Annotated in this window: 20 protein-coding genes; 11 read left to right on the forward strand and 9 right to left on the reverse strand. The window is 64.2% G+C overall.

The annotated features are described in order from the left end of the window. The first annotated feature begins 50 nt into the window (after positions 1–50). The 4 genes from Q0844_RS09545 (at position 51) to Q0844_RS09560 (ending at position 4,741) form a co-directional block, all read left to right on the forward strand. On the forward strand, positions 51–743 hold the full coding sequence (locus Q0844_RS09545; protein WP_299044238.1) for an ABC transporter ATP-binding protein: 693 nt from the start codon (positions 51–53) through the stop codon (positions 741–743). Beyond that, complete coding sequence (locus Q0844_RS09550; protein WP_299044240.1) at positions 740–3,268, forward strand: FtsX-like permease family protein; 2,529 nt, start codon at positions 740–742, stop codon at positions 3,266–3,268. Before Q0844_RS09545 ends, Q0844_RS09550 begins: the two co-directional genes overlap by 4 nt. 67 nt (positions 3,269–3,335) lie before the next feature. Further along, a complete protein-coding gene (locus tag Q0844_RS09555) occupies positions 3,336–4,205 on the forward strand; it encodes an inositol monophosphatase (RefSeq protein WP_299044241.1) in 870 nt (289 codons plus the stop codon). Further along, positions 4,202–4,741 carry a gamma-glutamylcyclotransferase family protein gene (locus tag Q0844_RS09560; RefSeq protein WP_299044243.1) on the forward strand — a complete coding sequence of 180 codons (540 nt, stop codon included), beginning with the start codon at positions 4,202–4,204 and terminating at the stop codon, positions 4,739–4,741. Before Q0844_RS09555 ends, Q0844_RS09560 begins: the two co-directional genes overlap by 4 nt. On the opposite strand, the gene Q0844_RS09565 is transcribed toward Q0844_RS09560, so the two are convergent. The 3 genes from Q0844_RS09565 to Q0844_RS09575 form a co-directional block, all read right to left on the reverse strand. Continuing rightward, positions 4,721–6,112: an MATE family efflux transporter gene (locus Q0844_RS09565; protein WP_299044244.1), complete on the reverse strand. Its 1,392-nt coding sequence runs from the start codon at positions 6,110–6,112 to the stop codon at positions 4,721–4,723. The genes Q0844_RS09560 and Q0844_RS09565 overlap by 21 nt on opposite strands. Before the next feature lie 72 nt (positions 6,113–6,184). After that, positions 6,185–7,510 carry a glutamate--tRNA ligase gene (gene gltX, locus Q0844_RS09570; RefSeq protein ID WP_299044246.1) on the reverse strand — a complete coding sequence of 442 codons (1,326 nt, stop codon included), beginning with the start codon at positions 7,508–7,510 and terminating at the stop codon, positions 6,185–6,187. A 53-nt stretch (positions 7,511–7,563) separates the two neighbouring features. Continuing rightward, on the reverse strand, positions 7,564–7,995 hold the full coding sequence (locus Q0844_RS09575) for a DUF1801 domain-containing protein (RefSeq protein WP_299044248.1): 432 nt from the start codon (positions 7,993–7,995) through the stop codon (positions 7,564–7,566). A 100-nt stretch (positions 7,996–8,095) separates the two neighbouring features. On the opposite strand from Q0844_RS09575, the gene Q0844_RS09580 reads away from it, so the two are divergent. Further along, on the forward strand, positions 8,096–9,022 hold the full coding sequence (locus Q0844_RS09580) for an MBL fold metallo-hydrolase (RefSeq protein ID WP_299044250.1): 927 nt from the start codon (positions 8,096–8,098) through the stop codon (positions 9,020–9,022). A 73-nt stretch (positions 9,023–9,095) separates the two neighbouring features. Here the strand turns inward: Q0844_RS09580 and Q0844_RS09585 are convergent, their stop codons facing one another. From Q0844_RS09585 to Q0844_RS09595, 3 genes are all read right to left on the reverse strand, one after another. Next, positions 9,096–9,905: a prolyl oligopeptidase family serine peptidase gene (locus Q0844_RS09585; RefSeq protein WP_299044253.1), complete on the reverse strand. Its 810-nt coding sequence runs from the start codon at positions 9,903–9,905 to the stop codon at positions 9,096–9,098. A gap of 81 nt (positions 9,906–9,986) precedes the next feature. Then, positions 9,987–11,018 (reverse strand): Hint domain-containing protein, encoded by a 1,032-nt coding sequence (locus tag Q0844_RS09590; protein ID WP_299044254.1) that lies wholly within the window; start codon positions 11,016–11,018, stop codon positions 9,987–9,989. Between the two features lie 101 nt (positions 11,019–11,119). After that, positions 11,120–12,778 carry an NAD+ synthase gene (locus Q0844_RS09595; RefSeq protein ID WP_299044256.1) on the reverse strand — a complete coding sequence of 553 codons (1,659 nt, stop codon included), beginning with the start codon at positions 12,776–12,778 and terminating at the stop codon, positions 11,120–11,122. Positions 12,779–13,040: 262 nt separating this feature from the next. Between Q0844_RS09595 and Q0844_RS09600 the strand changes: the two genes are divergently transcribed. The 3 genes from Q0844_RS09600 (at position 13,041) to Q0844_RS09610 (ending at position 15,579) form a co-directional block, all read left to right on the forward strand. Beyond that, on the forward strand, positions 13,041–14,429 hold the full coding sequence (locus Q0844_RS09600; protein WP_299044258.1) for a 2-isopropylmalate synthase: 1,389 nt from the start codon (positions 13,041–13,043) through the stop codon (positions 14,427–14,429). After that, complete coding sequence (locus Q0844_RS09605; RefSeq protein WP_299044260.1) at positions 14,416–15,108, forward strand: hypothetical protein; 693 nt, start codon at positions 14,416–14,418, stop codon at positions 15,106–15,108. The genes Q0844_RS09600 and Q0844_RS09605 overlap by 14 nt, the downstream gene beginning before the upstream one ends. Positions 15,109–15,288: 180 nt before the next feature. Next, complete coding sequence (locus Q0844_RS09610; RefSeq protein WP_299044262.1) at positions 15,289–15,579, forward strand: hypothetical protein; 291 nt, start codon at positions 15,289–15,291, stop codon at positions 15,577–15,579. Between the two features lie 147 nt (positions 15,580–15,726). On the opposite strand, the gene Q0844_RS09615 is transcribed toward Q0844_RS09610, so the two are convergent. Together Q0844_RS09615 and Q0844_RS09620 are read right to left on the reverse strand one after the other, a co-directional pair. Further along, positions 15,727–17,253, reverse strand: coding sequence for a cryptochrome/photolyase family protein (locus tag Q0844_RS09615; RefSeq protein ID WP_299044263.1), 1,527 nt, complete (start codon positions 17,251–17,253; stop codon positions 15,727–15,729). After that, positions 17,250–17,912 carry an SDR family NAD(P)-dependent oxidoreductase gene (locus Q0844_RS09620; protein ID WP_299044265.1) on the reverse strand — a complete coding sequence of 221 codons (663 nt, stop codon included), beginning with the start codon at positions 17,910–17,912 and terminating at the stop codon, positions 17,250–17,252. Before Q0844_RS09620 ends, Q0844_RS09615 begins: the two co-directional genes overlap by 4 nt. A 272-nt stretch (positions 17,913–18,184) precedes the next feature. Here Q0844_RS09620 and Q0844_RS09625 point away from each other — a divergent pair, with 272 nt between their 5' ends. Further along, positions 18,185–19,756 carry a 2-isopropylmalate synthase gene (locus Q0844_RS09625; protein ID WP_299044267.1) on the forward strand — a complete coding sequence of 524 codons (1,572 nt, stop codon included), beginning with the start codon at positions 18,185–18,187 and terminating at the stop codon, positions 19,754–19,756. Positions 19,757–19,800: 44 nt separating this feature from the next. Continuing rightward, on the forward strand, positions 19,801–21,564 hold the full coding sequence (locus Q0844_RS09630) for an FAD-dependent monooxygenase (RefSeq protein ID WP_299044269.1): 1,764 nt from the start codon (positions 19,801–19,803) through the stop codon (positions 21,562–21,564). Here Q0844_RS09630 and Q0844_RS09635 read toward each other — a convergent pair. Continuing rightward, positions 21,561–22,151, reverse strand: coding sequence for a YceI family protein (locus tag Q0844_RS09635; protein WP_299044271.1), 591 nt, complete (start codon positions 22,149–22,151; stop codon positions 21,561–21,563). The genes Q0844_RS09630 and Q0844_RS09635 overlap by 4 nt on opposite strands. Before the next feature lie 262 nt (positions 22,152–22,413). Here Q0844_RS09635 and Q0844_RS09640 point away from each other — a divergent pair, with 262 nt between their 5' ends. Continuing rightward, positions 22,414–23,460, forward strand: a complete 1,047-nt coding sequence (locus Q0844_RS09640) for a rod shape-determining protein (protein WP_076629964.1) — start codon at positions 22,414–22,416, stop codon at positions 23,458–23,460. Positions 23,461–23,582 lie beyond the last annotated feature (122 nt).

Here is a 23,582-nt window from a genome sequence, read left to right on the forward strand (position 1 = left end):
CTGATCCGATCTCCATATGACCTCGTAGACGACAATAAAGGCGCGCCGCGATGTCCGATCCAGTCCTGTCCCTGAATAATGCGGCACTCAGCCTCGATGGCAATGCCGGGCGGGTCGATATCCTGCACGGGATTACCCTGGATGTGGCAAAGGGCGAGACCGTGGGCCTTGTCGGCCCGTCCGGGTCGGGCAAATCCTCGTTGCTGATGGTCATGGGCGGGCTGGAACGTGCAACAGGTGGCACGGTTGCGGCCCTGGGCCAGGACCTGACCGCGATGAACGAAGACGCCCTGGCCCGTTTTCGGCGCGGGCATATGGGCGTGGTGTTCCAGAGCTTTCACCTGATCCCGACCATGACGGCGCTGGAAAATGTGGCGACGCCACTGGAACTGGCCGGGGCGCGCGATGCCTTTGACAGGGCGGGCGCAGAGTTGGAGGCCGTGGGTCTGGCCCATCGCGCAGGACATTACCCCAGCCAGATGTCGGGCGGCGAACAGCAGCGTGTGGCGCTGGCGCGCGCATTGGTCACGCGGCCCGAGATCCTGTTGGCCGATGAACCCACCGGCAACCTTGATGGTGCCAATGGGCAGGCGATCATGGACTTGCTTTTCGCCCTGCGCGACAGGCACGGGGCCACGCTGGTCCTGGTCACCCATGCCCCCGATCTGGCCGCGCGGTGTGACCGCGTGATCCGTCTGGCCGATGGCCGGATCCAGCCGCCCGCACGGGCCGCCGCAGAATGACCCTTGCCACCTCTGCCCGTTTTGCCCGACGTGAATTGCGTGGCGGTCTGCGCGGGTTTCGCATCTTTCTGGCCTGTCTCGCCCTGGGCGTCGCCGCCATTGCCACCGTTGGGTCGGTCCGCTCCGCCATCGAGGCCGGACTGGCGCGCGAGGGGGCGGCCTTGCTTGGCGGCGATGCCGAGCTTGATTTCACCTACCGCTTTGCCAGCGAGGACGAGCGGGCGTGGATGGGCAGCGTCGCCGGGGCCGTGTCCGAGATTGCCGATTTCCGGTCCATGGCGGTGGTCACCCGCAACGAAGAAACCGAGCGCGGCCTGACCCAGATCAAGGCCGTCGACAGCGCGTACCCTTTGATCGGCGCGGTTGAACTGTCGCCCGATGTACCGCTGCCCGACGCCCTGTCGGGTCGTGATGGCCTGCCGGGCGCCGTGATGGAGCGCGCGTTGATCGACCGGCTGGGCCTGTCGGTGGGCGACACCTTCCGCCTTGGCACGCAGGACTTTGTTCTCATGGCAACACTGGTGCGCGAACCTGACAGCGCGGCGGGTGGCTTTGGCCTTGGGCCCCGCACGATCGTCCTGCGCACGGCGCTTGAAAACGCGCAGCTGTTGGCGCCCGGCACGCTGTTCAACTCGAAATACCGGCTTGATCTGCCCGAAGGCGTTGACCTGGCCACGCTTGAAACCCGGGCGCGCGACCGGTTCGAGGCGACCGGCATGCGCTGGACCGATGCGCGCAACGGCGCGCCGGGTGTGGCGGAATTCGTGGACCGTCTGGGCGCCTTTCTGGTGCTTGTGGGTCTGTCGGGTCTGGCCGTCGGCGGCGTCGGCGTGTCGGCTGCGGTCCGCGCCTATCTTGCGGGCAAGACCAGCGTCATCGCCACCCTGCGCACCTTGGGTGCCGAGCGAAGCACGATTTTCCAGACCTATTTCATCCAGATCGGGGTCCTGTCCCTGGTGGGCATTGCCCTTGGCCTGGCCCTGGGTGCGGTCGCCCCGCTGGCCCTCGCGCCCATCATCGAAGCGCGCCTGCCCATTCCCGCCAGTTTCACGATCTATTCCGCCCCGCTGATCGAGGCCGCGATCTACGGCCTGCTGACCGCCTTTGTGTTTACGCTGTGGCCGCTGGCCCGGGCCGAAGACGTGCGGGCCGCCACCCTGTTCCGCGATGCGCTGGACAAGGCCCGGCTGTTGCCGCGGATCGGGTATCTTTTCTGGATCGGCCTGGGGCTGGTTGCACTGATCGGCCTTGCGGGGCTGTTCTCGGGTACATGGTGGCTGACACTTTGGACGTCGGGCGGGATCGCCTTTGCCCTTGGACTGCTGGCCCTGGCCGCCACGCTGATCCGGTGGGTGTCGCGCCACGCGGCCCCCCGCGCGCGCGGCCGCCCCGCCCTGCGGTGGGCGCTCGGGGCCATATCCGGCACCCGCGAGGGCGCCGCATCCGTGGTCCTTTCCCTGGGTCTGGGCCTGTCGGTGCTGGCCGCCGTGGGCCAGATCGACGGCAACCTGCGCAACGCCATCACCGGCAACCTGCCGGACATCGCGCCCAGCTATTTCTTTGTCGATATCCAGCGCGACCAGATGCAGGGCTATGCCGAGCGGTTGGAAAACGACCCCGCCGTCAGCCGCGTCGACAGTGCGCCGATGCTGCGCGGCATCATCACCCAAATCAACGGCCAGCGGGCCGCCGACGTGGCAGGCGACCATTGGGTCCTGTCCGGAGACCGGGGCATCACCTACTCCGAGAGGCCCTCGGAAAACACCCGCATCACCGAAGGCAACTGGTGGCCCGCAGACTATGCCGGTCCGCCCCAGATCAGCTTTGCCGCGGAAGAGGCAGAAGAGATGGGGCTGTCCATCGGCGACAGCATGACGATCAATATCCTGGGCCGTGACATCACCGGCACCATCACATCCTTCCGCGAGGTCGATTTTTCGACGGCAGGCATCGGGTTCATCCTGTCCATGAACCCGTCGGCTCTGGCGGGGGCGCCGCATACCTTCATCTCGACCGTCTATGCGACGGAAGGGGCAGAAACACAGATCCTGCGCGACATCGCCAACGCCTATCCCAACGTGACCGCCATCCGTGTGCGCGACGCCATCGACCGGGTCAGCGAGGTGCTTGCGGGTCTGGCCGCCGCCACCTCCTATGGTGCGGCTGCGACCCTGTTGACCGGGTTCCTTGTCCTGATCGGCGCGGCAGCGGCAGGCACCCAGGCCCGCACCTATGAAGCGGCGGTGCTGAAAACGCTGGGGGCCACCCGCAGGCGCATCCTGATCAGCTTTGCCACCCGCTCGGCCCTGTTGGGCCTTGGGGCGGGGGCCGTCGCGCTGGCGGCGGGTATCGCGGGCGGATGGGCCGTCAGCTATTACATCATGGACACGGATTTCACGGTTATCTGGCCGTCGGCCCTGGCCATCGTGATTGGCGGCGTGACGGCGACCTTGCTGGCGGGCCTTGCCTTTGCCTGGGGTCCGTTGGCCGCCCGGCCCGCGCAGGTGCTGCGGGGGCGCGAATAAGTCCCGTTGCGGCAGTGCAGCAAGGCATGGCAGACCTGTGGCAAGCAATGGAATCAAGGATCCCGCGATGACCACCCAGTTGCCTATGCCCGTCACGGCGCCCCTGACGCAGGCCCAGAAAACCCAGATCATCAACCTGATCCGCCGCGCCGCGCGGGCAGAGATCATGCCACGCTTTCGCCGCCTCGACGCAGGCGAGATTGATCAGAAGAAAGATGAAAACGATCTAGTGACCCAAGCGGACATCGCCGCCGAGGCGATGATCACACGCGGGCTGCAAATGGCCTTTCCCCACGCGCTGGTGATCGGGGAAGAAGCCGTGTCCGCCAAACCGGACCTGCTGGACGGCGTGGGCGAGGCCGAACTGTCCTTCATCATCGATCCGGTCGACGGCACATGGAACTTTGCCAAGGGCATGCCCCTGTTTGGGACGATGGTGTCCGTATGCCGGTTCGGGCAGCCGGTCTTTGGCCTGATCTATGACCCGGTGGGCGACGATCTGGTGATGGCCGACAACACCAGCCCGGCCACCTGGCACACCCAAACGGGCCGGACACGCCGCATTCACACGGCCCCGGACAAGCCGCTCGATGCGCTGGCGGGATACGCCCATATCAGGTTGATGCCGCCCGCCGACCGCGCCCTGATGTGGACCAAGGTCGGCGCAGTGGCCTATGTGGGCAGCTTGCGCTGTTCGGCCCATGAATACCGGATGCTGGCAACCGGCGCGGTGGACTTTGTCCTGTCCGGTCACCTCAACAGCTGGGACCATGCGGCCGGTGTGCTGATCTGCCAGCAGGCGGGTGGCAAGGCCGCGATGCTGGACGGGTCGGACTATACCGCAACGGTCAGCACCGGCTATCTGCTGGCCGCCGCATCCGACGCCGTTTGGGACACCGCCGCCACGCATTTTGCCGATTTGCTGTCGGACACATGACGCCCTGGTTCTTTGGGTATGGCAGCCTCGTCAACCGCGCCACCCATACCTATCCCCATGCGCAACCCGCCACACTGAACGGTTGGCGCCGGGTCTGGGTCCGCACGGCCCTGCGCGATGTCGTGTTCCTGTCGGTACACGAGGCGCCGGGGCACAGCATTGACGGCCTGATCGCGTCGGTGCCGGGCGCGGACTGGGCCGCGCTGGACCTGCGCGAAACCGGGTACACCCGGATCAGCGCCACAGACGCGGTGGCACACAGCGCGGACGCCGCGGACATCGCGGTCTACCAGGTGCCGCACACGGCGCAGCGCCCGGGCGGCGATTACCGCATCCTGCTGAGTTACCTCGACGTGGTGGTGCAGGGGTTTGTCCGCGAATTCGGACAGGCCGGGGCAGAACATTTCTTTGACACGACAGACGGGTGGGACACACCGGTGCACGATGACCGTGGCGCGCCGCTCTACCCGCGTGCGCAACGGCTTTCGCCGCAGGAACAGGCACTGACGGATCGCCTACTTGCGCAGGTTCAATAGGGACAGAAGCCGCCCTTCACGATCAAACCTGTCGCGGGTGACGGCCCCGCCTTCGGCTCCAATGACGCGCAGGGCCAGCACCCACGACAAACAGCCGAACACGACGCCCGCCAGCGCCTGACCGATCAGGACGCCGGGCGCGCCAAACAGCTGTGCACCGATCCAGACCAACGGGATCATGGCGACCGTGTTGCGGCCCCAATTCATACCTGTGGAATAGAACGGGTGGCCCAGGTTGTTGAATGCCGCGTTTGCGACAAACAGCACTCCGTTGAAGAAAAAGAGCAGCGCAAGCGGCCCGCAAAACAGAAACACCAGGTCGCGGGTCAACCCGGTGGCCGCGAAAAGGTCGGCGATGGGCCCCCGCAGTACAAAAAGCGCTCCTGCGATCACGAAGATCACTGTTCCCGCAAAGATCAGCGCGGCATTGAAGCCCGCGCGCACGCGGTCGTGGCGGCCCGCGCCAAAGTTCTGGCCAAGGATTGGGCCAACGGCGCCCGAGAGCGCAAAGATCACGGCAAAGGACAGCGGCATGAGCCGCCCGACAATGGCCATGCCCGCCACCGCCTCAAGCCCGTATTGCGCCATGGAACGCGTGACGATGGCCTGACCGACCGGCGTTGCGAACTGGGTCAGGATGGCCGGAAACCCGATGGTCACCAGGGGCCGCAGATCGCCCAGCATGCCCCGAAGATCCGGGCGCGGCAGGCCACCGTGATGCCGCAGGATCGGCAACAGCGCGGTGGTTGCGATGGCAACGCGCGCGGCAACCGAAGCCAGCGCCGCCCCGGTCAGGTCCAGCCCCAGCCCAAAGATCAGGATCGGGTCCAGCACCGCGTTCACGCCGCCCCCCCAGATGGTCGCCATCATGGCCCGGCGCGCATCCCCATGGGCACGCAGAATGCCGCTGCCCATCATGCCAACCACCAGAAACGGCAGGGACGGGATGATGATGGCAAGATAGCCCTCGGCCAACGCCGCCGTCTCTCCCTGCGCCCCGATCCAGCGCACAAAGGTCGGAATGTTCCACCAGACAAAGGCAGAAAACAGCACGCCAAACCCGATGCCGTAGGCCAGCCCATGCGCACTGCGCACCCGCGCGCGATCGGACTCCCCCGCGCCCAGATCGCGCGCCACCAATGCGCCCACGGCGATCGCCATCCCGATGGAAAAGGACGTCGTGAAGAACAGGATCGCCCCGGCATAGCCCACGGCCGCGGCGAGTTCGGCCTTTCCCAGCATCGAGATGAACACCATGTCGATGAAATCGACCAGAAACACCGCCATCAACCCGACGGTCGAGGTCAGCGACATCACCGTCACATGGCGCAAGAGCGACCCCGACAGAAACTTCGCCTGCGCCTCAGCCATCACCGGCTCTCTTCATCTTGCCAGAAAAACTCCCCCCGGAGGGCCGCCCTGCACAAGCGCCCCCCGCCGACATCAGGGGCGCGCCTTCACAACCTGCAAAAGCGGCATCAGTGACGCCATGTCGGGCCCGTGCCGTTGCCCCGTCAGCGCCAGCCGCAGCGGCATGAACAACCCCCGCCCCTTGCGCCCCGTCGCCGCTTTCACGGCTCCGGTCCAGGTGGCCCAGGTCTCTGCATCAAAGGGCGCGTCAGGCAGCATCGCCATGGCTTCGGCCACGAAGGCCGCGTCGTCATCCTCGATCACCGGATCCGCCCCGTCGCGGCACAGCTCCCACCACGTGGCGATGTCGGCGCGGGTGTGGATGTTTTCACGAATGACGGACCAGAACGCCTCTTGCTGATCAGCGGGCACACCGGCGGCATCCAGATCGGATTGAACAGAGGCCACCGGCAGCGCCTGTAGATAGCGGGCCGTCAACGGGTCGATATCGGCCGCGTCGAACTTGGTCGGCGCGGTGCCGAAGCGACCCACCTCAAAGCCGTCGATCAGGCTTTCCATGTCCATGCGCAATTCCACCGGGTCGGACGACCCCAACCGCGCCAGCAGGCTCAGCACCGCCATCGGTTCGACCCCGTTCTCGCGCAAATCGCGCAGGGCCAGCGTGCCCAGACGTTTGGACAAGGCCTCGCCCTGTGGGCCGGTCAGCAGGGAATGGTGGGCAAAATGGGGGGCTGTGCCGCCCAATGCCGCGATGATCTGGATCTGGGTCGCGGTGTTGGTCACGTGATCGGACCCGCGCACGACATGCGTCACGCCCATTTCCGTGTCGTCCACAACCGAGGCGATGGTGTACAGCACCTGTCCGTCGCCGCGGATCAGGACCGGGTCGGACACGCTGGCGGCATCGATGCTGACATCGCCAATGATGCCATCGGTCCACTCGATCCGCGTGTGATCCAGCTTGAACCGCCAGACCCCTTGTCCGCGTTCGGCCCGCAGCGCGGCCTTTTCTGCATCGCTCAGCGCAAGCGCAGCGCGGTCATAGACCGGCGGCTTGCCCATGTTCAGCTGCTTCTTGCGCTTCAGATCCAGCTCGGTCGGCGTCTCGAACGCCTCGTAGAACCGGCCGATCTCGCGCAGCTTGTCGGCCGCGGCGGCATACCGGTCCAGACGGTCAGACTGCCGCTCGACCCGGTCCCAATGCAGGCCCAGCCATTCCAGGTCCTGCTTGATCGCGTCAACATATTCTTCCTTCGACCGCTCGGGGTCGGTGTCGTCAATGCGCAGGATAAAGGTGCCGCCCGCCTTGCGGGCAATCAGGTAATTCATCAGCGCGGTGCGCAGGTTGCCGACATGGATATAGCCCGTGGGCGATGGGGCAAAGCGGGTGGTGGTCATGGGTGTCTCCGAAGGTTGCGCCTGCCTTGTCACAGGGGCCGCAACTTGTCCAGTTATGCGCGGTCCCGCACGGGCCAACGGGTGGCCAGATCGTGCAGGCCCGCGACGACAAGTTCCCCCAGAACGGACATGTCCACACGCGCCAATCGGGTGATGTAAAGACAGGACTTGCCCTTGGCATGCGGCCCCAACCGGTCAAGGATCGGCCCGAAATCCGTGTAACCGGGCATGATATAGATGCTCAGCTTCGCCTTGCGCGGGGCAAATCCGGTCGCCATCCAGGTGCCCGACCGACCCGACGCATAGGTGTAGTCATAGGCACCATAGCCCACGATGCCACCGGTCCAGACCTGCGGATCGTACCCCGTCACCTCACGGAACAGTGCGTCCAGCATCCGGGCCTCGGTGCGGCGCGTGTCCGGGTCCACACTGTCGACCCAGACGGAAAACGGGGTATCGGACACCTGGGTTTTTGCTTCTGCCATCGCACCTCTCGCAAAAATGAACATGTGCCCGTGCATTGTGACGCGTGACACTGCGCACAGCGCGCTATGTCATGGTTCTCTGACAGGAAGGATAGCACCCATGTCCACATCCCCCAAATTCAACCGCCGCACCGCCCTGATGGGCGCGGCTGCCCTGCCCCTCGCGGCAGCAACTGCCACCCAGACGCGGGCCGCTGCGCCCATGCTGGGTGTGGCCCAGGCCCCGTATCGCAGGGTCAAGGTCGGCACGTTCGAAGTCACGACCCTGCTGGCCGGAACCCGGTCCGTCGAAGGCCCCCACAGCATCTTCGGGCTGAACGTGGATGCCGACACCTTCAACACCGTATCGGCCGAGGCAGGCCTGTCCACCGACGCCGCACAGTTTTTCTTCACCCCGACGCTGGTCAACAACGGCACGGAGCTGGTCCTGTTTGACACCGGCCTGTCCGGCGCAGGCACCGTCGCCGCGATCGAGGCGGCAGGCTACACCGCTGATCAGGTGGACAAGGTCGTCATCACGCACATGCACGGCGATCACATCGGCGGGCTGTCGACCGATGGCACGCCCACCTTCGCAAATGCGGCCTATATGACCGGCGCGGCAGAATTCGATGCCTGGTCCGGCACCGGAAATGAAAACTTTGACGGCAAGGTCGCGCCCCTGGCCGAACAGATGACCATGCTGGACGATGGCGGGTCCGCCGCATCGGGCATCACGGCCATGGCCGCCTTCGGCCACACGCCCGGCCACATGGTCTACATGGTCGAGGATGGTGGCACGCAACTGGTGATCGGCGCGGATTTTGCCAACCACTATGTCTGGTCCCTGGCCCACCCCGATTGGGAGGTTCGGTTCGACATGGACAAAGAGGCCGCCGCCGCCACACGCAAGCGTTTGCTGGACATGATGGCAACCGACCGCACCGCGTTCATCGGATACCACATGCCGTGGCCCGGCATCGGCTATGTCGTCAGCAACGGCGAAGGCGGCTATCGCTACGAGGCACACAGCTACCAACTGATGTGATCACCCGGCAGATGGGCCAAGGACACCTCTGCCCTGCGACTGATCGAAACCGGGGCGGGCCATGCGGTCCGCCCTATACCTTTCCGGCCGCCGCCAGCCGATCCCAGGCATAGCCCAGAAAGCTGCGCCGGAACGAATGCCCCCCGGGAAACGTGCAGAACTCAAGCACATCGCCTGCGGCGTTTGCCTGACGCGCACACTCCAAATCCTCCAGCGCGCGGGCCGGTTCGGAGGGGCCGTACGCGCCCAGCGCCCGGTACATCCTCAGCACCTCGGTCACATCGCCCTGCCGGGTCGATGCAATGGCACGCCCGGCCAGGGGCACGGTCCGGTCCTCGGTTCCGTGGATGTGAATGACACTGGCGGGGGCGACGCAGGTGTCGGGCGGGCCCTGCCAGAAGGTCCCCGATACTGGCGCGAAACCTGCAAACAGATCGGGGCGGTTGCAGGCCAGTTCCCATGTCACCATCCCCCCGGCCGAAAAGCCGGACATCATGATCCGGTCCGGATCAATGGCAAACCGTGTGGTGGCATCCGCGATCACCGCATCAAAATACGCCATCTCGGCCTTGCCGGTGCTGGTGACATTGCTGGGCACACCGGGGATGTCCCAATCGGGACCGGCCGATTTCACCGCGACAAAGGCAAGACCCATATCCGACACCATTCTGCGCATGTTCCTGTTGCGCATCGCGCCACTGGCCGACCCGCGATAGCCATGGGCAAACACGATGGCCCCCACGGGCGTGACGCCATCATGCCCCTCTGGCATGGCGATACGGTAATGCCGGTCGCCCAAGGGGCAGTTGGTGTCGGGGCCACAGGCCAACGCAGGCGACGCAAGCCCCAGCGCAGCAAGCAACAGGGATATTCGAAGGAACATGGTGCACTTTCCCAAAGGTCATCTGTGCGGTCAGGATGCGCAGCGAAGGCGTCGGCGCAATTCACATGGCCGTGTACGGCTTCACGCCGCGTAGAAGAAACTGGGCGGGGTTTGCGTCGGATCCACCGCATTCAGCCCCAGCCACTTGCGGATCAGCGGCGCATCCCGTTTCCGCACGGCCCGCCGCGCCATCTTTTGTGCGCGGCGGTGCGGGAATCGGCCGCCAAAACTGGCTTCGAACTGCTGAAAGGCGCTGCTGGACATCACGCCGCGCATGTCGTCCCCCAAAAGCAGGCTTTCGCTGTCAACGCCCTGGGCGGTGATCACCTCGTGCCGTTCAAACAGCAGATGAAAATAGGTCACGACCCGTTGGGTGCGCTTTTGAACAGTTTGCCCGTCGACAAGATGCGCGGCGGGTATCAACACCTCAGGCGCACCAAAATGCGACTCGCATCGGGGATCGCGGATCAGAATGCGGTGCTGCGGCGACACGGTCACAGGGGCCTCTGCCCCCAGAAACCCCTCCGCCAGGGTCACGGGCGCCGCCCGGCCCAGTCCCGGCACGGACGACGAAGCAACCCACAACACAGGCTCCGGTCCGCCATCGCGGGTGGGCACAAGGTCACCCGGCACAATCCGGTCCACGGGGACGGGCCCGTCCACCGTGTCGATCAAGGTGCCACTGGCAAAACAGGCAAAGCTGTAATCCTCTTCCACACGGTCATAGGTGTAGAAGCCCGGCGACTGGCCGTTGTTGAAATTGTTGAAATACCATTGCTCAAGATCGAAATTGGGCGACCACACCACCTGCACGACCTCGCCCTGGGGGTTCAGACCCTCGAACACGATCGCGCCTTCATTGCCGCTCAGCGGATCACTTCGGATCACGGTCGCATTTTCGATCGACGTGCCCCCGTTGCCCATGAAGGACAACGAATACACCTCACCCACTTCAAACAGGCGCGGGTCGTCATCATCCGCGCTGGACGTTATGACCAGATTGCGGGTCGACGTGGGCGGATAATCGAACGTGCTAGTGCCGTTGCCAGAATTGACGTTGTTGCCGGTAGAGGCGGCAAACTCATTGTTTTCGGCATAAAACGTAAATGGCATCGGGCGCGGATCCTTTCCCGCGCACCAAAGCCTCGACGGTGCTTAGCTTTCATTAAGCACTCCGTCAGCGCCGCCAAAATCTGCCGACAATTCGCCGAAAATCAGCTTGGATCACGCCACCGGTTCACGATGGGATAGCGGCGGTCCAGCCAGAAGGCGCGCTTGGTCAGGCGCGCACCGGGGGCCGATTGAAAGCGTTTGTATTCGCTCAGATAAATCAACCGCTCGACCTTGCGCGCGACATCGGCGTCAAACCCGGCGGCCACGCAATCGGCAATGGACCCGTCCTGATCCACCAGAATATCCAGCAACGCATCAAGGTCCGGATAATCCGGCAGGCTATCGCTGTCCTTCTGGTCGTCGCGCAGCTCGGCCGAAGGCGGCTTGGTGATGATCCGGTCCGGGATCACCTCGCCCGGATTGCCCATCATCCAGTCGCGGTGATTGGCGTTGCGCCAGCGGCAGGTTTCAAACACGCGGGTCTTGTACAGATCCTTGATCGGATTGTAGCCACCCGCCATGTCGCCATAGATCGTGGCATAGCCCACCGCGACCTCGGACTTGTTGCCGGTGGTCAGCAGCATCTCGCCAAACTTGTTGGACAGCGCCATCAGCAGCAGACTGCGAATGCGGCTTTGGATGTTCTCTTCGGTCAGCCCCTCGTCCAGCCCCTCGAACAGCGGCGCCAGGGTCGATGTCACGGCCGCCCGCGTTTCGGCAATGGGAACATAGTCATAGTGACAGCCCAGGGCCTTTGCGCAGGCCTCGGCATCCTCCAGCGAATGGGACGACGTGTACTCGGACGGCAGCATGACACAGCGCACATTCTCGGGGCCCAAGGCGTCGGCTGCAATTGTCGCCACCAGCGCCGAATCCACGCCCCCCGACATGCCCAGCAACACCTTCCTGAACCCGGTCTTGCCGCAATAATCGCGCAGGGACGTGACCATGACGCGGTAATCCTGCTCCCAGGCGTCGGGATGAAGGGCCTTCTCGCCGGCGACCACGCGCCAGCCCTCCCGGCCGCGTTGCAGATCCACGTGGGCCACCATCTCGTCAAATACGGGCAGTTTCAGGGCCAGCGCCCCACCAGGGTTCAGGGCGAAACTGCCGCCATCGAACACCTGATCATCCTGCCCGCCGACCATGTTCAGATAGATCAGCGGCAGACCCGTCTCGACCACACGGGCGACCATATGGTTCAGCCGCGTCTCGAACTTGTCCCGGTAATAGGGCGATCCGTTGGGCACGAGCAGGAACTCGGCCCCCGTCTCCTGCAATGTCTCGGACACTTCGGGGTGCCAGGCATCTTCGCAGATCGGGCTGCCCACACGCGTGTTGCCCACGGAATAGGGGCCGCCCAGGGGACCGGCATCGAAAATGCGGACTTCGTCAAAAACGGTCTCGTTGGGCAGGTTGTGCTTCAGCAGACGGCTGACGATCTTGCCACCGCGACAGATCAGGTAGGCGTTGTAAAGCGCGGCACCCTCGGTCCAGGGGCACCCGATGGCAAGGGTCGGCCCCGCGGCACAGTCAGCGGCCAGCGCCTCGACCGCTTTCATGGCCGCGGTATGAAAGGCGGGCTTCATGACCAGGTCCTGGGCATTGTAGCCGGTGATGAACATCTCGGGCAGAGCGACGATATCGGCCCCGGCGTCCCGCCCCGCCGCCCAGGCGGCACGCGCCTTGTCCGCATTGCCTGAAATGTCACCCACAACCGGGTTCAACTGGCCCAGGGTAATGCGAAATCGTTCGGCCATATGGCAGCTCCTTCAACGTCCCGGCTGATGTAGCAGAAAGCAGGTCAGAGGGAACCCACCCGCGACATCGGCACCACGCCCCCCTTCTTCTGGCCGGAAATACTTCGGGGGTTTGGGGGCTGGCCCCCAATCGATCATGTCGTCGCGGCACGCGGCCTTTGGATCACGGCCCCTTGAACCCCATTGCCCCCCGCCGCCCCCTGTCCTACGCTCTGGGCGCCTGCGATGGATGGGGCAGGCCAACGAATCTGAGAGGTGAGCCATGTCCGTGCGCGGATTGATCTTCTGCCTATGCCTTGCACCGGCGGCTGTGCTGGCCCAGTCGGGCAACGTGCTGACCAAGCAATATGACGATGGCGGCGTGTACGAGGGCACCTTTCGCGGGGGGCTTCAGCACGGGACCGGCACCTACCGGCTGCCCAACGGCTATGAATATTCCGGCGAATGGGTAGACGGAGAGATCAAGGGGACCGGCACCGCACGCTTTCCCAACGGCTCAATCTATGAAGGCACGTTTGCCAAGGGCAAACCCGACGGCTTTGGCAAGATCACCTTCGCCGATGGCGGCACCTATGAAGGTGATTGGCAGGGTGGCGCGATCCTTGGAACAGGTGTCGCCCTCTATGCCAACGGGGTCCGGTACGAAGGCCAGTTTCGCAATGCCAAGCACCATGGCAAGGGGGTCATGCAATCGCCCGGCGGCTACGAATACAAGGGCGACTGGATCGACGGCATCAAACAGGGCATGGGGGTCATCACCTATCCCGACGGCTCGGTCTATGACGGCCAGATCGAGGCGGGCAAACGCCAGGGAGAGGGCAAGCTGACCACACCTGACGGGCTGGTCTATGTGGGCCTCTGGGCCGATGGGCAGATCGACGGCACCGGCACGCTGACCCAACCCAATGGCGACGTGTACGAGGGCGACCTCGTGTCGGGCAAACGCGAGGGCAAGGGGCGCGTCACCTATGCCAACGGCGACGTCTACGAAGGACAGTTCACCGATGACCGCCGGCAGGGTCAGGGCACCTTCATCGGCAATGACGGCTATACCTATATCGGCGAATGGGCCGAGGGCCAGATCGAGGGCACGGGCCGCGTCACTTATCCCGATGGCTCGGTCTACGAAGGACAGTTCGTGGATGACTTGCCACAGGGAACCGGCAAGATCACCTATACCGACGGCTCCGTCTACGAAGGCGCGTGGATCGCCGGTGTGATCGAAGGCCAGGGCAAGATTACCTATCCCAACGGCATCGTCTACGAGGGCGGGTTCCGGAATGCCCGCAATCACGGCACTGGCGTGATGACCTATGCCGACGGCTATCGCTATGAAGGGGCATGGGTCGACGGCAAACGCCAAGGCACCGGCACGGCCACATATCCCGATGGCACGATCTATACCGGAGAGTTCCTGAACGGGCAGCGTCACGGCCAGGGCAAGATCGTTATGGCCGATGGGTTCACCTATGAAGGCGCCTGGGAAAACGGCGAAATCAATGGCCAGGGGATTGCCACCTACGCCAGCGGTGACGTCTACGAGGGCAACTTCCAGAACGGCAAGCGCCAGGGTGTGGGCACCATGCGCTACGCCACCGGCGAAGAGGCCACCGGCGAATGGAACAGCGGGGCGCTGAATGAAGACAGCTGAGGCGACCGGCGTCGTCCTGTGCCTGCTGGCCACCACGGCAAAGGCGGATTGGCATTTTGTCGAGGACTGGACCGACCCGGTCAACGGGTTCGAGGCCAAGGCGGCGGTCAGCACCGCTGACGATGGCACAGCGCTGCATCTCTACCGCAATCCGATTGGACGGGTATATGCCCTGATCACCCTTCCCGACGGCACACCCGACATCGTCCGCGAAGGCATGGTGGCGTCCCTTGCGCCCGAAGGGTTCGACCCCAAGCAGATCGAGGCGCGCACCGAACAGGGGCGCGTCATCGAATTTGCGACCAGCACGGGCCGGGCCCTGCGCGACAGGCTGTGGCATGGCGAAGGGTCGGCCCCTGCCTTCGGCACCCTGCACGACATCGTCGAAGCCCCCAGCCTCACCGCAACCCTGTCGCTGGTCGACGGGACCCAGCACAGCGCCACGTGGTCCATGGACGGTGCCGGTGCGCCCATCGCGCAGGCCATCGGCATCACCATCGAAGGGGCCGCCGCGGGCGACGCATGGGACGATGCCGCGGCCCAGGCCCTCCTGGCGGCCATGACGATTTGCCAGTTCCCCAAGCTTGACGTGACCTGCGTGCAAAAGGTCACCGCCTGTTCGGACAAGATCAGCGTCGACCGCGACATCGACGGTTTTGACGCCTGCATCGCACAATAAGCCCCGCGCGCCTGCACCGGCATGCAACCCCTGACCCGCCACCTGTGCGCGCAGGATCACAGGCCCGGCGCATCGGCGCCAGACTCATAAATTTTACGATTTATTCACACTCATGACACCATCCGTCTTGGTAAGGTTACCCCGGAAAACGCCGCAGACGGCACATAGTGGGGGAACGCGATGCGTGTCACGACACAGAACCTGACAGGGTCGGCCACCGGGTACAAACCGATGACCGCCCATGATCTGAGGGACTTCCAAAAACGCTGGGCCGCGTTCCATCCCATCGCCAAATCCATGTACGGTCTGCCGGACCTGTCTCAGGATCAGGCCGAAACGCTTTATTGGCTGATCGAACTGTCCAACCAGGCGTGCACGGATACCCGCCAGCCCCTGCCGCCCTGTCCGGTCGCAGCCTTCGACCTGGCACCGCCCAGGCTATCAGCCACGCACAGCCGCCCCGACGGCTGATGTGGTGATCCGGTTTCGGGGCGTTTCCTTCCAGTACGCCCCGAGATGGCCGGACATGCACCCGCGTATCCTTGAGGTCACCCGCGTTTCGTTCTGGTGACACCGGTGCACGTCCGGCCATCCCAACACATCGCGGGTCAATGCCCGCTAGACCACCTTGCCCGCCGACATCCGGTCCAGAAACGCCTCGGCCTCCGCCAAAACGGTGGCACGCCGGTCTTCATCCATCCGGTCCCACGTCCGGTACATGTTCCCCATCCGCGCGTTGTTCGAAAACCGGTCCCGGTGCCGGTCCAGAAAATGCCAGTAAAGCAGGTTGAACGGACACGCCCCCTCGCCCGTCTTCACGCTCACCTTGTAATGACACCCCTTGCAGTAATCCGACATCCGGTTGATGTAGGCGCCCGACGACACATAGGGCTTCGACGCAATCACACCCCCGTCGGCAAACAGCGACATGCCCACCACATTGGGTGCCTCCACCCACTCGAACGCATCGGCATAGACGGCCAGGTACCACTCCGACACCTCGGCAGGGTCCAGCCCCGCAAGCAGGGCAAAGTTCCCCGTCACCATCAACCGCTGGATATGATGGGCATAGGCTTCGGCCCCGGTCTGCGCCACCGCTTTGGACACGCACCGCATACGCGTCTCGGCACCCCAGTAGAACGCGGGCAACTTGCGCTGATGATTCAAGACATTGCGGCGGGGATACTCCGGCCCCTCATGGAAATAGATGCCGCGCACATATTCCCGCCAGCCGATGATCTGGCGAATAAACCCTTCGGCGGCATTGATGGGGGCATCGCCGTCCTTCCACGCCTGTTCGACGGCGCGGCACACCTCCAAAGGGTCCAGCAGGCCCACATTGATGTAAAGGCCCACGACCGCGTGATACAAGAACCGGTTCTCGGCCAGCATCGCATCCTGAAAGTCGCCAAATTTCGGCAGCGCGTGCGACACGAAATGGGTCAACGCGCGCCGCGCCTGCCCCTGATCGGTGGCAAACCAGAACGGGCGCAGATCGCCAAAATGGTCGCCAAAGCGGCGCTCGACCATCGCCAGCACGTCCTCCACCACCGCATCCGGCGTGAACTGCATCGGCCCACCAAAATCGACATCATCGGGTGCCGGCTTGCGATTGTCGTGATCGTAATTCCACTTGTCCCCGGCAGGCTGGTCGCCCTCCATCAACAAGCCGGTCTTGCGGCGCATCTCGCGATAGAAATATTCCATGCGCAGCGCCTTGCGTCCCTCGGCCCAGGCCTCGAACGCGGCATGGGATGCAATGAACCGGTCATCCTCCAACAGCGTGACCGTCAGCGGGCAGTCCTCAAGGGCCGCAATCAACCGGTACTCCCCGGGCCGCGTCGCAATCACCTCGGACACGCCATGCTGGTCCGCCCGGCGCAACAGCTCGCCCGCAATCGACTGGCTGTTGTCGGTATCATCCAACTCGGAATAGGCCACCTGCCAGCCCGCATCGCGCAAGCGCGCTGCAAACTTGCGCATGGCGGCCAGAATGAACGCGATCTTCTTGGGATGATGGGGCACATAAGACCCCTCCTCCGCGACCTCGGCCATCACGACGATGTCGCGGTCCTTGTCGGCAGCCTTCAACGCCGCCACACCCTCACTCAATTGGTCCCCAAGGACCAGGATCAACCGGCTCACCACGGCACCTCCGCGCCCGAATAGTCAAGGAACCGGCCGGTCTGCTCCGGCCCCAACCCATCCATGACATCCATCAATTCACCCGCGGCCTGACCCGGTTCCACCGCCGGGTGCCGCCCCAGGTATTTCCGTGTAAAGGCCGTCTTCACCGTGCCAGGATGCAACGCGACCACGGCGGCCTGCTTATGCGTCCGCGCCAGCTCGATGGAGGCGGTGCGCACCACCTGGTTCACCGCCGCCTTGGCGGACCGGTAGGACATCCAGCCCCCGATCCTGTTGTCGCCAATGGACCCCACGCGCGCCGACAAGACCGCAAAAACGGACGGCGCATCCCGGTCCAACAGGTCATGCGCATGGCTCAACACCAGCGCAGGACCCACGGCATTCAACGCAAACTGGTCCAGCATCGCGGCAGGATCGAGGCCCTTGATGGTCTTTTCCGGCACAGCCCCATCAATCTCCAACGCCCCCGTCGCCATCACGACGCAGGAAAAGGGCCCACGCCCCGCCAGATGCCGCGCGACCGACCCCGCGTCCGTCACATCAAACCCGTCAACCGACCGCGACAGCCGGTCCACCTGTGCCCCGCGCGCCTCGAACCCGGCCGCCAACGCCGACCCGATCCCGCCCGAAGCCCCTAAAATCAAAACCTTTTCCATACACACGCAGCTAGATCACCGGGCGCGCCCTTCCACCTTCATTGTTCCCCAAATATGCACTGCAACGCTGGTGGAAATCCGGACTTCCCATTTTGAGCGCAACGCGTATTATCCGGGTCATGATCAACGCCACGCATATCCCGAACGCACGCCGCTCCGGCGCGCCCTTGCGTGGCCTCCTGCTCCTAATCCGCCTCTGAGCGCAGCCCAGGCGCGACCGCTCAGAGGACGCCTTTCGCGCCAAGGCCTTAGGACAGAAAAAGAGAATTCACATGACCCAAGATCAGACCTCTCAGGACCGCGTTGTCATCTTCGACACCACCCTGCGCGACGGCGAACAATCGCCCGGTGCCACCATGACCCATGCCGAAAAGCTCGAGATTGCCGGGCTTCTGGATGACATGGGCGTCGACATCATCGAAGCGGGCTTTCCCATCGCCTCAGACGGCGATTTCAACGCAGTCAGCGAGATCGCGAAAAACGCGACCAATTCGGTCATCTGCGGCCTCGCCCGCGCCCAGATCGGCGACATCGACCGCTGTTGGGAGGCGGTGAAACACGCACGTCAACCGCGCATCCACACCTTCATCGGCACCTCGCCGCTGCACCGCGCCATCCCGAACCTGACCATGGACGAAATGGCCGAACGGATCGAACAGACGGTCACCCACGCCCGCAACCTGTGCGACAACGTGCAATGGTCGCCCATGGACGCCACGCGCACCGAACTCGACTACCTTTACCGCGTGGTCGAAATCGCGATCAAGGCCGGGGCCACGACCATCAACATCCCCGACACGGTCGGCTACACCGCCCCGCGCGAAAGCGCGGACCTGATCGCCAAGCTGCTCGAAAACGTGCCCGGCGCGGATGAGATTGTGTTCGCCACCCACTGCCACAACGATCTGGGCATGGCGACGGCCAATTCTCTGGCGGCCGTCGAAGCAGGCGCACGCCAGATCGAATGCACGATCAACGGTCTGGGCGAACGCGCAGGCAACACCGCGCTCGAAGAAGTGGTGATGGCGCTCAAGGTCCGCAACGACATCATGCCCTACCAGACCGGCATCGACAGCACCAAGATCATGAACATCTCCCGCCGCGTGGCGGCCGTGTCGGGCTTCCCCGTCCAGTTCAACAAGGCGATCGTGGGCAAGAACGCCTTTGCGCATGAAAGCGGCATCCACCAGGACGGCATGCTCAAGAACGCCGAGACGTTCGAGATCATGCGCCCCGAGGACGTGGGCCTGTCCGAGACAAACCTCGTCATGGGCAAGCACTCGGGCCGTGCGGCGCTGCGCGACAAGCTCGAACAGCTGGGCTTCGAGGTGGGCGACAACCAGCTCAAGGACGTCTTCGTGCGGTTCAAGGCGCTGGCCGACCGCAAGAAGGAAATCTTCGACGACGACCTGATCGCACTCATGCGCACTTCGTCGGACCCCGAGGACGAACGGCTGAAAATCGAAAAGCTCGCGGTGCGCTGCGGCACCGAAGGCCCGCAAGTGGCCGATCTGGTGATGGAAATCGACGGCGAACGGCACATGACCACCCAAACCGGAGACGGCCCGGTCGACGCCACCTTCAACGCGGTCAAGGCGCTCTTCCCGCACGAGGCCCGGTTGCAACTCTACCAGGTCCACGCCGTGACCGAAGGCACCGACGCCCAGGCCACCGTCAGCGTCCGCATGGAGGAAGCGGGCCGCATCGTCACCGGCCAGTCGGCGGACACTGACACGGTGGTGGCATCGGCCAAGGCCTATGTCCACGCCCTCAACCGCCTGCTGGTGCGCCGTGGAAAATCCGGGACCGACAAGGCCGAGATCAGCTATAAAGACGTCAGTTGATTTCGTAGGGTGCGCGGTCTCCGCGCACCTTCTATGCTGGCTCCATGCAATACCACCTCAACGGCTTCCGCCCCGGCGATCCGGCGCACCATCCGGCGACCGATACCAAATCGGACACCGACGTCCTGATCGTCGGCACCGGCCCCGCCGGGCTCACACTCGCGGCCTACCTCGCGCAATTCCCCCACATCCGCACACGCATCATCGAACGGCGCGACGGCCCGCTGGTCATGGGCCAGGCCGATGGCATCGCCTGCCGCACGATGGAAATGTTCCAGGCCTTCGGCTTCGCCCACCGCGTCGCGCACGAAGCCTACCATGTGAACGAAACCACCTTCTGGAACCCGGACGACACCGGCCAGATCACGCGCACGGGCCGCATCGACGACGTCGAAGAGGGGCTCAGCGAACAGCCCCACGTCATCCTCAGCCAGGCGCGGGTGCACGACTTCTACCTCGACCTGATGCGCAAGGCGCCGACCCGGCTCGAACCGGAATACGGCACCGAAATCACCGGGCTGACCATCGCGGACACGGTCACGGCGCACACAAACAACGGCGACATCGAAACCCGATACGTCATCGGCTGCGACGGTGCGCGCAGCGCGGTGCGCCGCGCCCTGAACATCCCGCTGCAGGGTGCGGCGGAAAACGCCGCCTGGGGCGTCATGGACATCCTCGCCACCACCGATTTTCCCGACATTCGGCTCAAATCCGCAATCCAGTCCCGCGATCAGGGCAGCCTTCTGATCATCCCGCGCGAAGGCGGCTACATGGTCCGCTTCTACATCGAACTGGCCAAGCTGAACCCGGATGAACGGGTCGCAGACCGCGACCTGACGGCGGATGACCTGATCGCGGCGGCGCGGCGCATCCTTGCGCCCCACACGCTCGACGTCAAAGAGGTGGTCTGGTGGTCCGTCTACGAAATCGGGCAACGGGTGACGGACCGGTTCGCCAACACCGCCCCCGGGGACACGACACCACCACAAGTCTTCATCGCCGGTGACGCCTGCCACACCCACAGCCCCAAGGCGGGGCAGGGCATGAACGTGTCGATGCAGGACGCGTTCAACCTCGGCTGGAAACTCCAAGGCGTGATCGAAGGACGGGCACCGGCATCCCTCCTGCACAGCTACTCCGCCGAACGACAGGCGGTCGCACAGGACCTCATCGACTTTGACAGGGATTTCGCCCGCGCCTTTGCGGCCAAAGGCAAGGACCCCAAGGCCTTCCAAAGTCACTTCCAGAAACACGCGCGCTACACTGCGGGGGTCGAAACCCGGTACGCACCCAGCCAGCTCACCGGGCCTGCCGACCACCAATCGCTGGCCACCGGATACACCATCGGCAAACGGTTCCATTCGGCCCCGGTGATCCGCTGGGCGGACGCGCACAAGATGCAGCTTGGGCACACGATCACCGCAAATGGACGTTGGCGGCTGTTCCACTTTGTGGGGGACACCGACCACACCGGGGCGCTCGGCACGCTTATCGCCACCTACACACCCGCAAATGCAGACCCCGACGCCATCATCGACCTGCGCACCATCGTGCAAACGCCCCACCGCATGACAACGGCAGGTACCACGCACGCACCCGTCAAGGGCACGCTTGGCCTGCAAGACATGGAAAAACTGTTCTGCCCCGACCCATCGGCGGACATCTTCGACACCCGGGGCATCGACAGAAAAATCGGGGCGCTCGTCCTGGTGCGCCCCGATCAGTACGTGTCACATGTCCTGCCACCGGGGCAGCAGGACGTACTCGTTAACTGGCTGAACCAAATCCTTGGCAGCGGGCCCTAGCCGCTGGCACCGTCCGCATCGAACATCAGGCGCAATGTGACAGGCACGGCGCGCACAATGTTGGGCAGGCTGGCAAGCTCCATCAGCGTGTCGATGCCCGGATCAATCTCGGCGTCGGCTGTGGACAGGAACATCATGCTGTCGGTGGTGACCATGACCTTGTCTTCGGTCAGGCGCATCACGAACATGTCGCCATAAAGCGGCACTTCAACACCCAGGAGGTCAAGGTCACCTTCGACCTCCATCACCTTGCTCTGGCCGACCGCCAGACCTTCCATCGCCGCCATGTCGATCTGCGCAGACACCGTGGCGCGAGGGGCATACTTGAACACATGCTCGACCATACGTTCGTTGCGAATGTCGATATTCGTCTCAACCGATGACAGATCGATGCCCAGGGTCACCGCACCATCTGCGGCCACCTTCCCGTCAATCGAGGTAAAGCTGTGCGCCTCGCCCGTGTCGTTGAACTTGATCGACCCGAACGCCAGGTTCGATGCGCCCGCATCCAGTGTCCAGCTGTCCGCCGATGCGGTTGTCGCTGCCAGGGCCAGGCCAAGGCCCAGTGCGGCCATCCGAAATGTCATAAGGTATCCTCCCGATATGTGATCAAACGCGGGCGGAGCGGCCCGATCACACCGTCAACACGGCAGTTCCCGATTTTATTCGGCCCCGGTCGAAAAAAACTTTCCAAGGCCCTGCCACAGGTTGGCAGGACCCCGCCGATCACCCCTTGTTTTCGGGCCTTTCGCCCACCCGCACGCACTCGTATAAAGCGTTCGGCCCGCGCCTCACCCTGAGTCGCGGACCCAACATCATTGGGGCCATGCAAAGGCAAGGGTGACGGGCATGTCAGTATTCGGAAATCTCGGGGGTCTCTTCTCGTCAGATATGGCGATTGACCTCGGCACCGCCAACACGCTGGTCTACGTCAAGGGGCGCGGCGTGATCCTGTCGGAACCGTCCGTGGTGGCCTACCATGTCAAGGACGGCGTCAAGAAAGTGCTGGCCGTGGGCGAAGACGCCAAGCTGATGCTGGGCCGGACGCCCGGCAGCATCGAGGCCATCCGCCCCATGCGCGAAGGGGTCATTGCCGACTTCGACACCGCCGAAGAGATGATCAAGCACTTCATCCGCAAGGTGCACAAGCGCTCGACCTTCTCCAAACCCAAGATCATCGTCTGCGTGCCCCACGGCGCGACACCGGTTGAAAAACGCGCGATCCGCCAGTCGGTTCTGTCCGCCGGCGCGCGCCGCGCGGGCCTGATTGCCGAACCGATTGCGGCAGCCATCGGCGCGGGCATGCCCATCACCGATCCCACCGGCAACATGGTCGTGGACATCGGCGGCGGCACGACCGAGGTGGCGGTGCTGTCGCTGGGCGATATCGTCTATGCCCGGTCGGTCCGCGTGGGCGGCGACCGCATGGACGAGGCGATCATCAGCTACCTGCGCCGCCAGCAGAACCTGCTGGTGGGCGAAACCACCGCCGAGCGGATCAAGACCAGCATCGGCACCGCCCGCATGCCCGATGACGGGCGCGGCACCTCGATGCAGATCCGGGGCCGCGACCTGCTGAACGGCGTGCCCAAGGAAATCGAAGTCACGCAGGCCCAGATTGCCGAAGCGCTGGCCGAACCCGTGCAGCAAATCTGCGAAGCGGTGATGACCGCGCTTGAAACCACCCCGCCCGACCTTGCGGCGGACATCGTGGACCGCGGCGTGATGCTGACGGGCGGCGGCGCGCTGCTGGGCGATCTCGACCTGGCCTTGCGCGAACAGACCGGGCTGGCGGTTTCCATCGCTGACGAAAGCTTGAACTGCGTGGCCCTTGGCACCGGCAAGGCGCTGGAATACGAAAAACAACTGCGCCACGCCATCGACTACGATAGTTAATGCATGTTAACTTTTGCTCAAACCTAAGTATCTGATAAGGTTGGTCAAAAGGGAAGTGTCCCCGCGGGGACAGATTTGGCCGCTTGCCTCCCTCTGGCAAATGTCGGACCATCCACGGAACG

The sequence above is a fragment of the uncultured Tateyamaria sp. genome, assembly GCF_947503465.1.
Taxonomy (GTDB): domain Bacteria; phylum Pseudomonadota; class Alphaproteobacteria; order Rhodobacterales; family Rhodobacteraceae; genus Tateyamaria.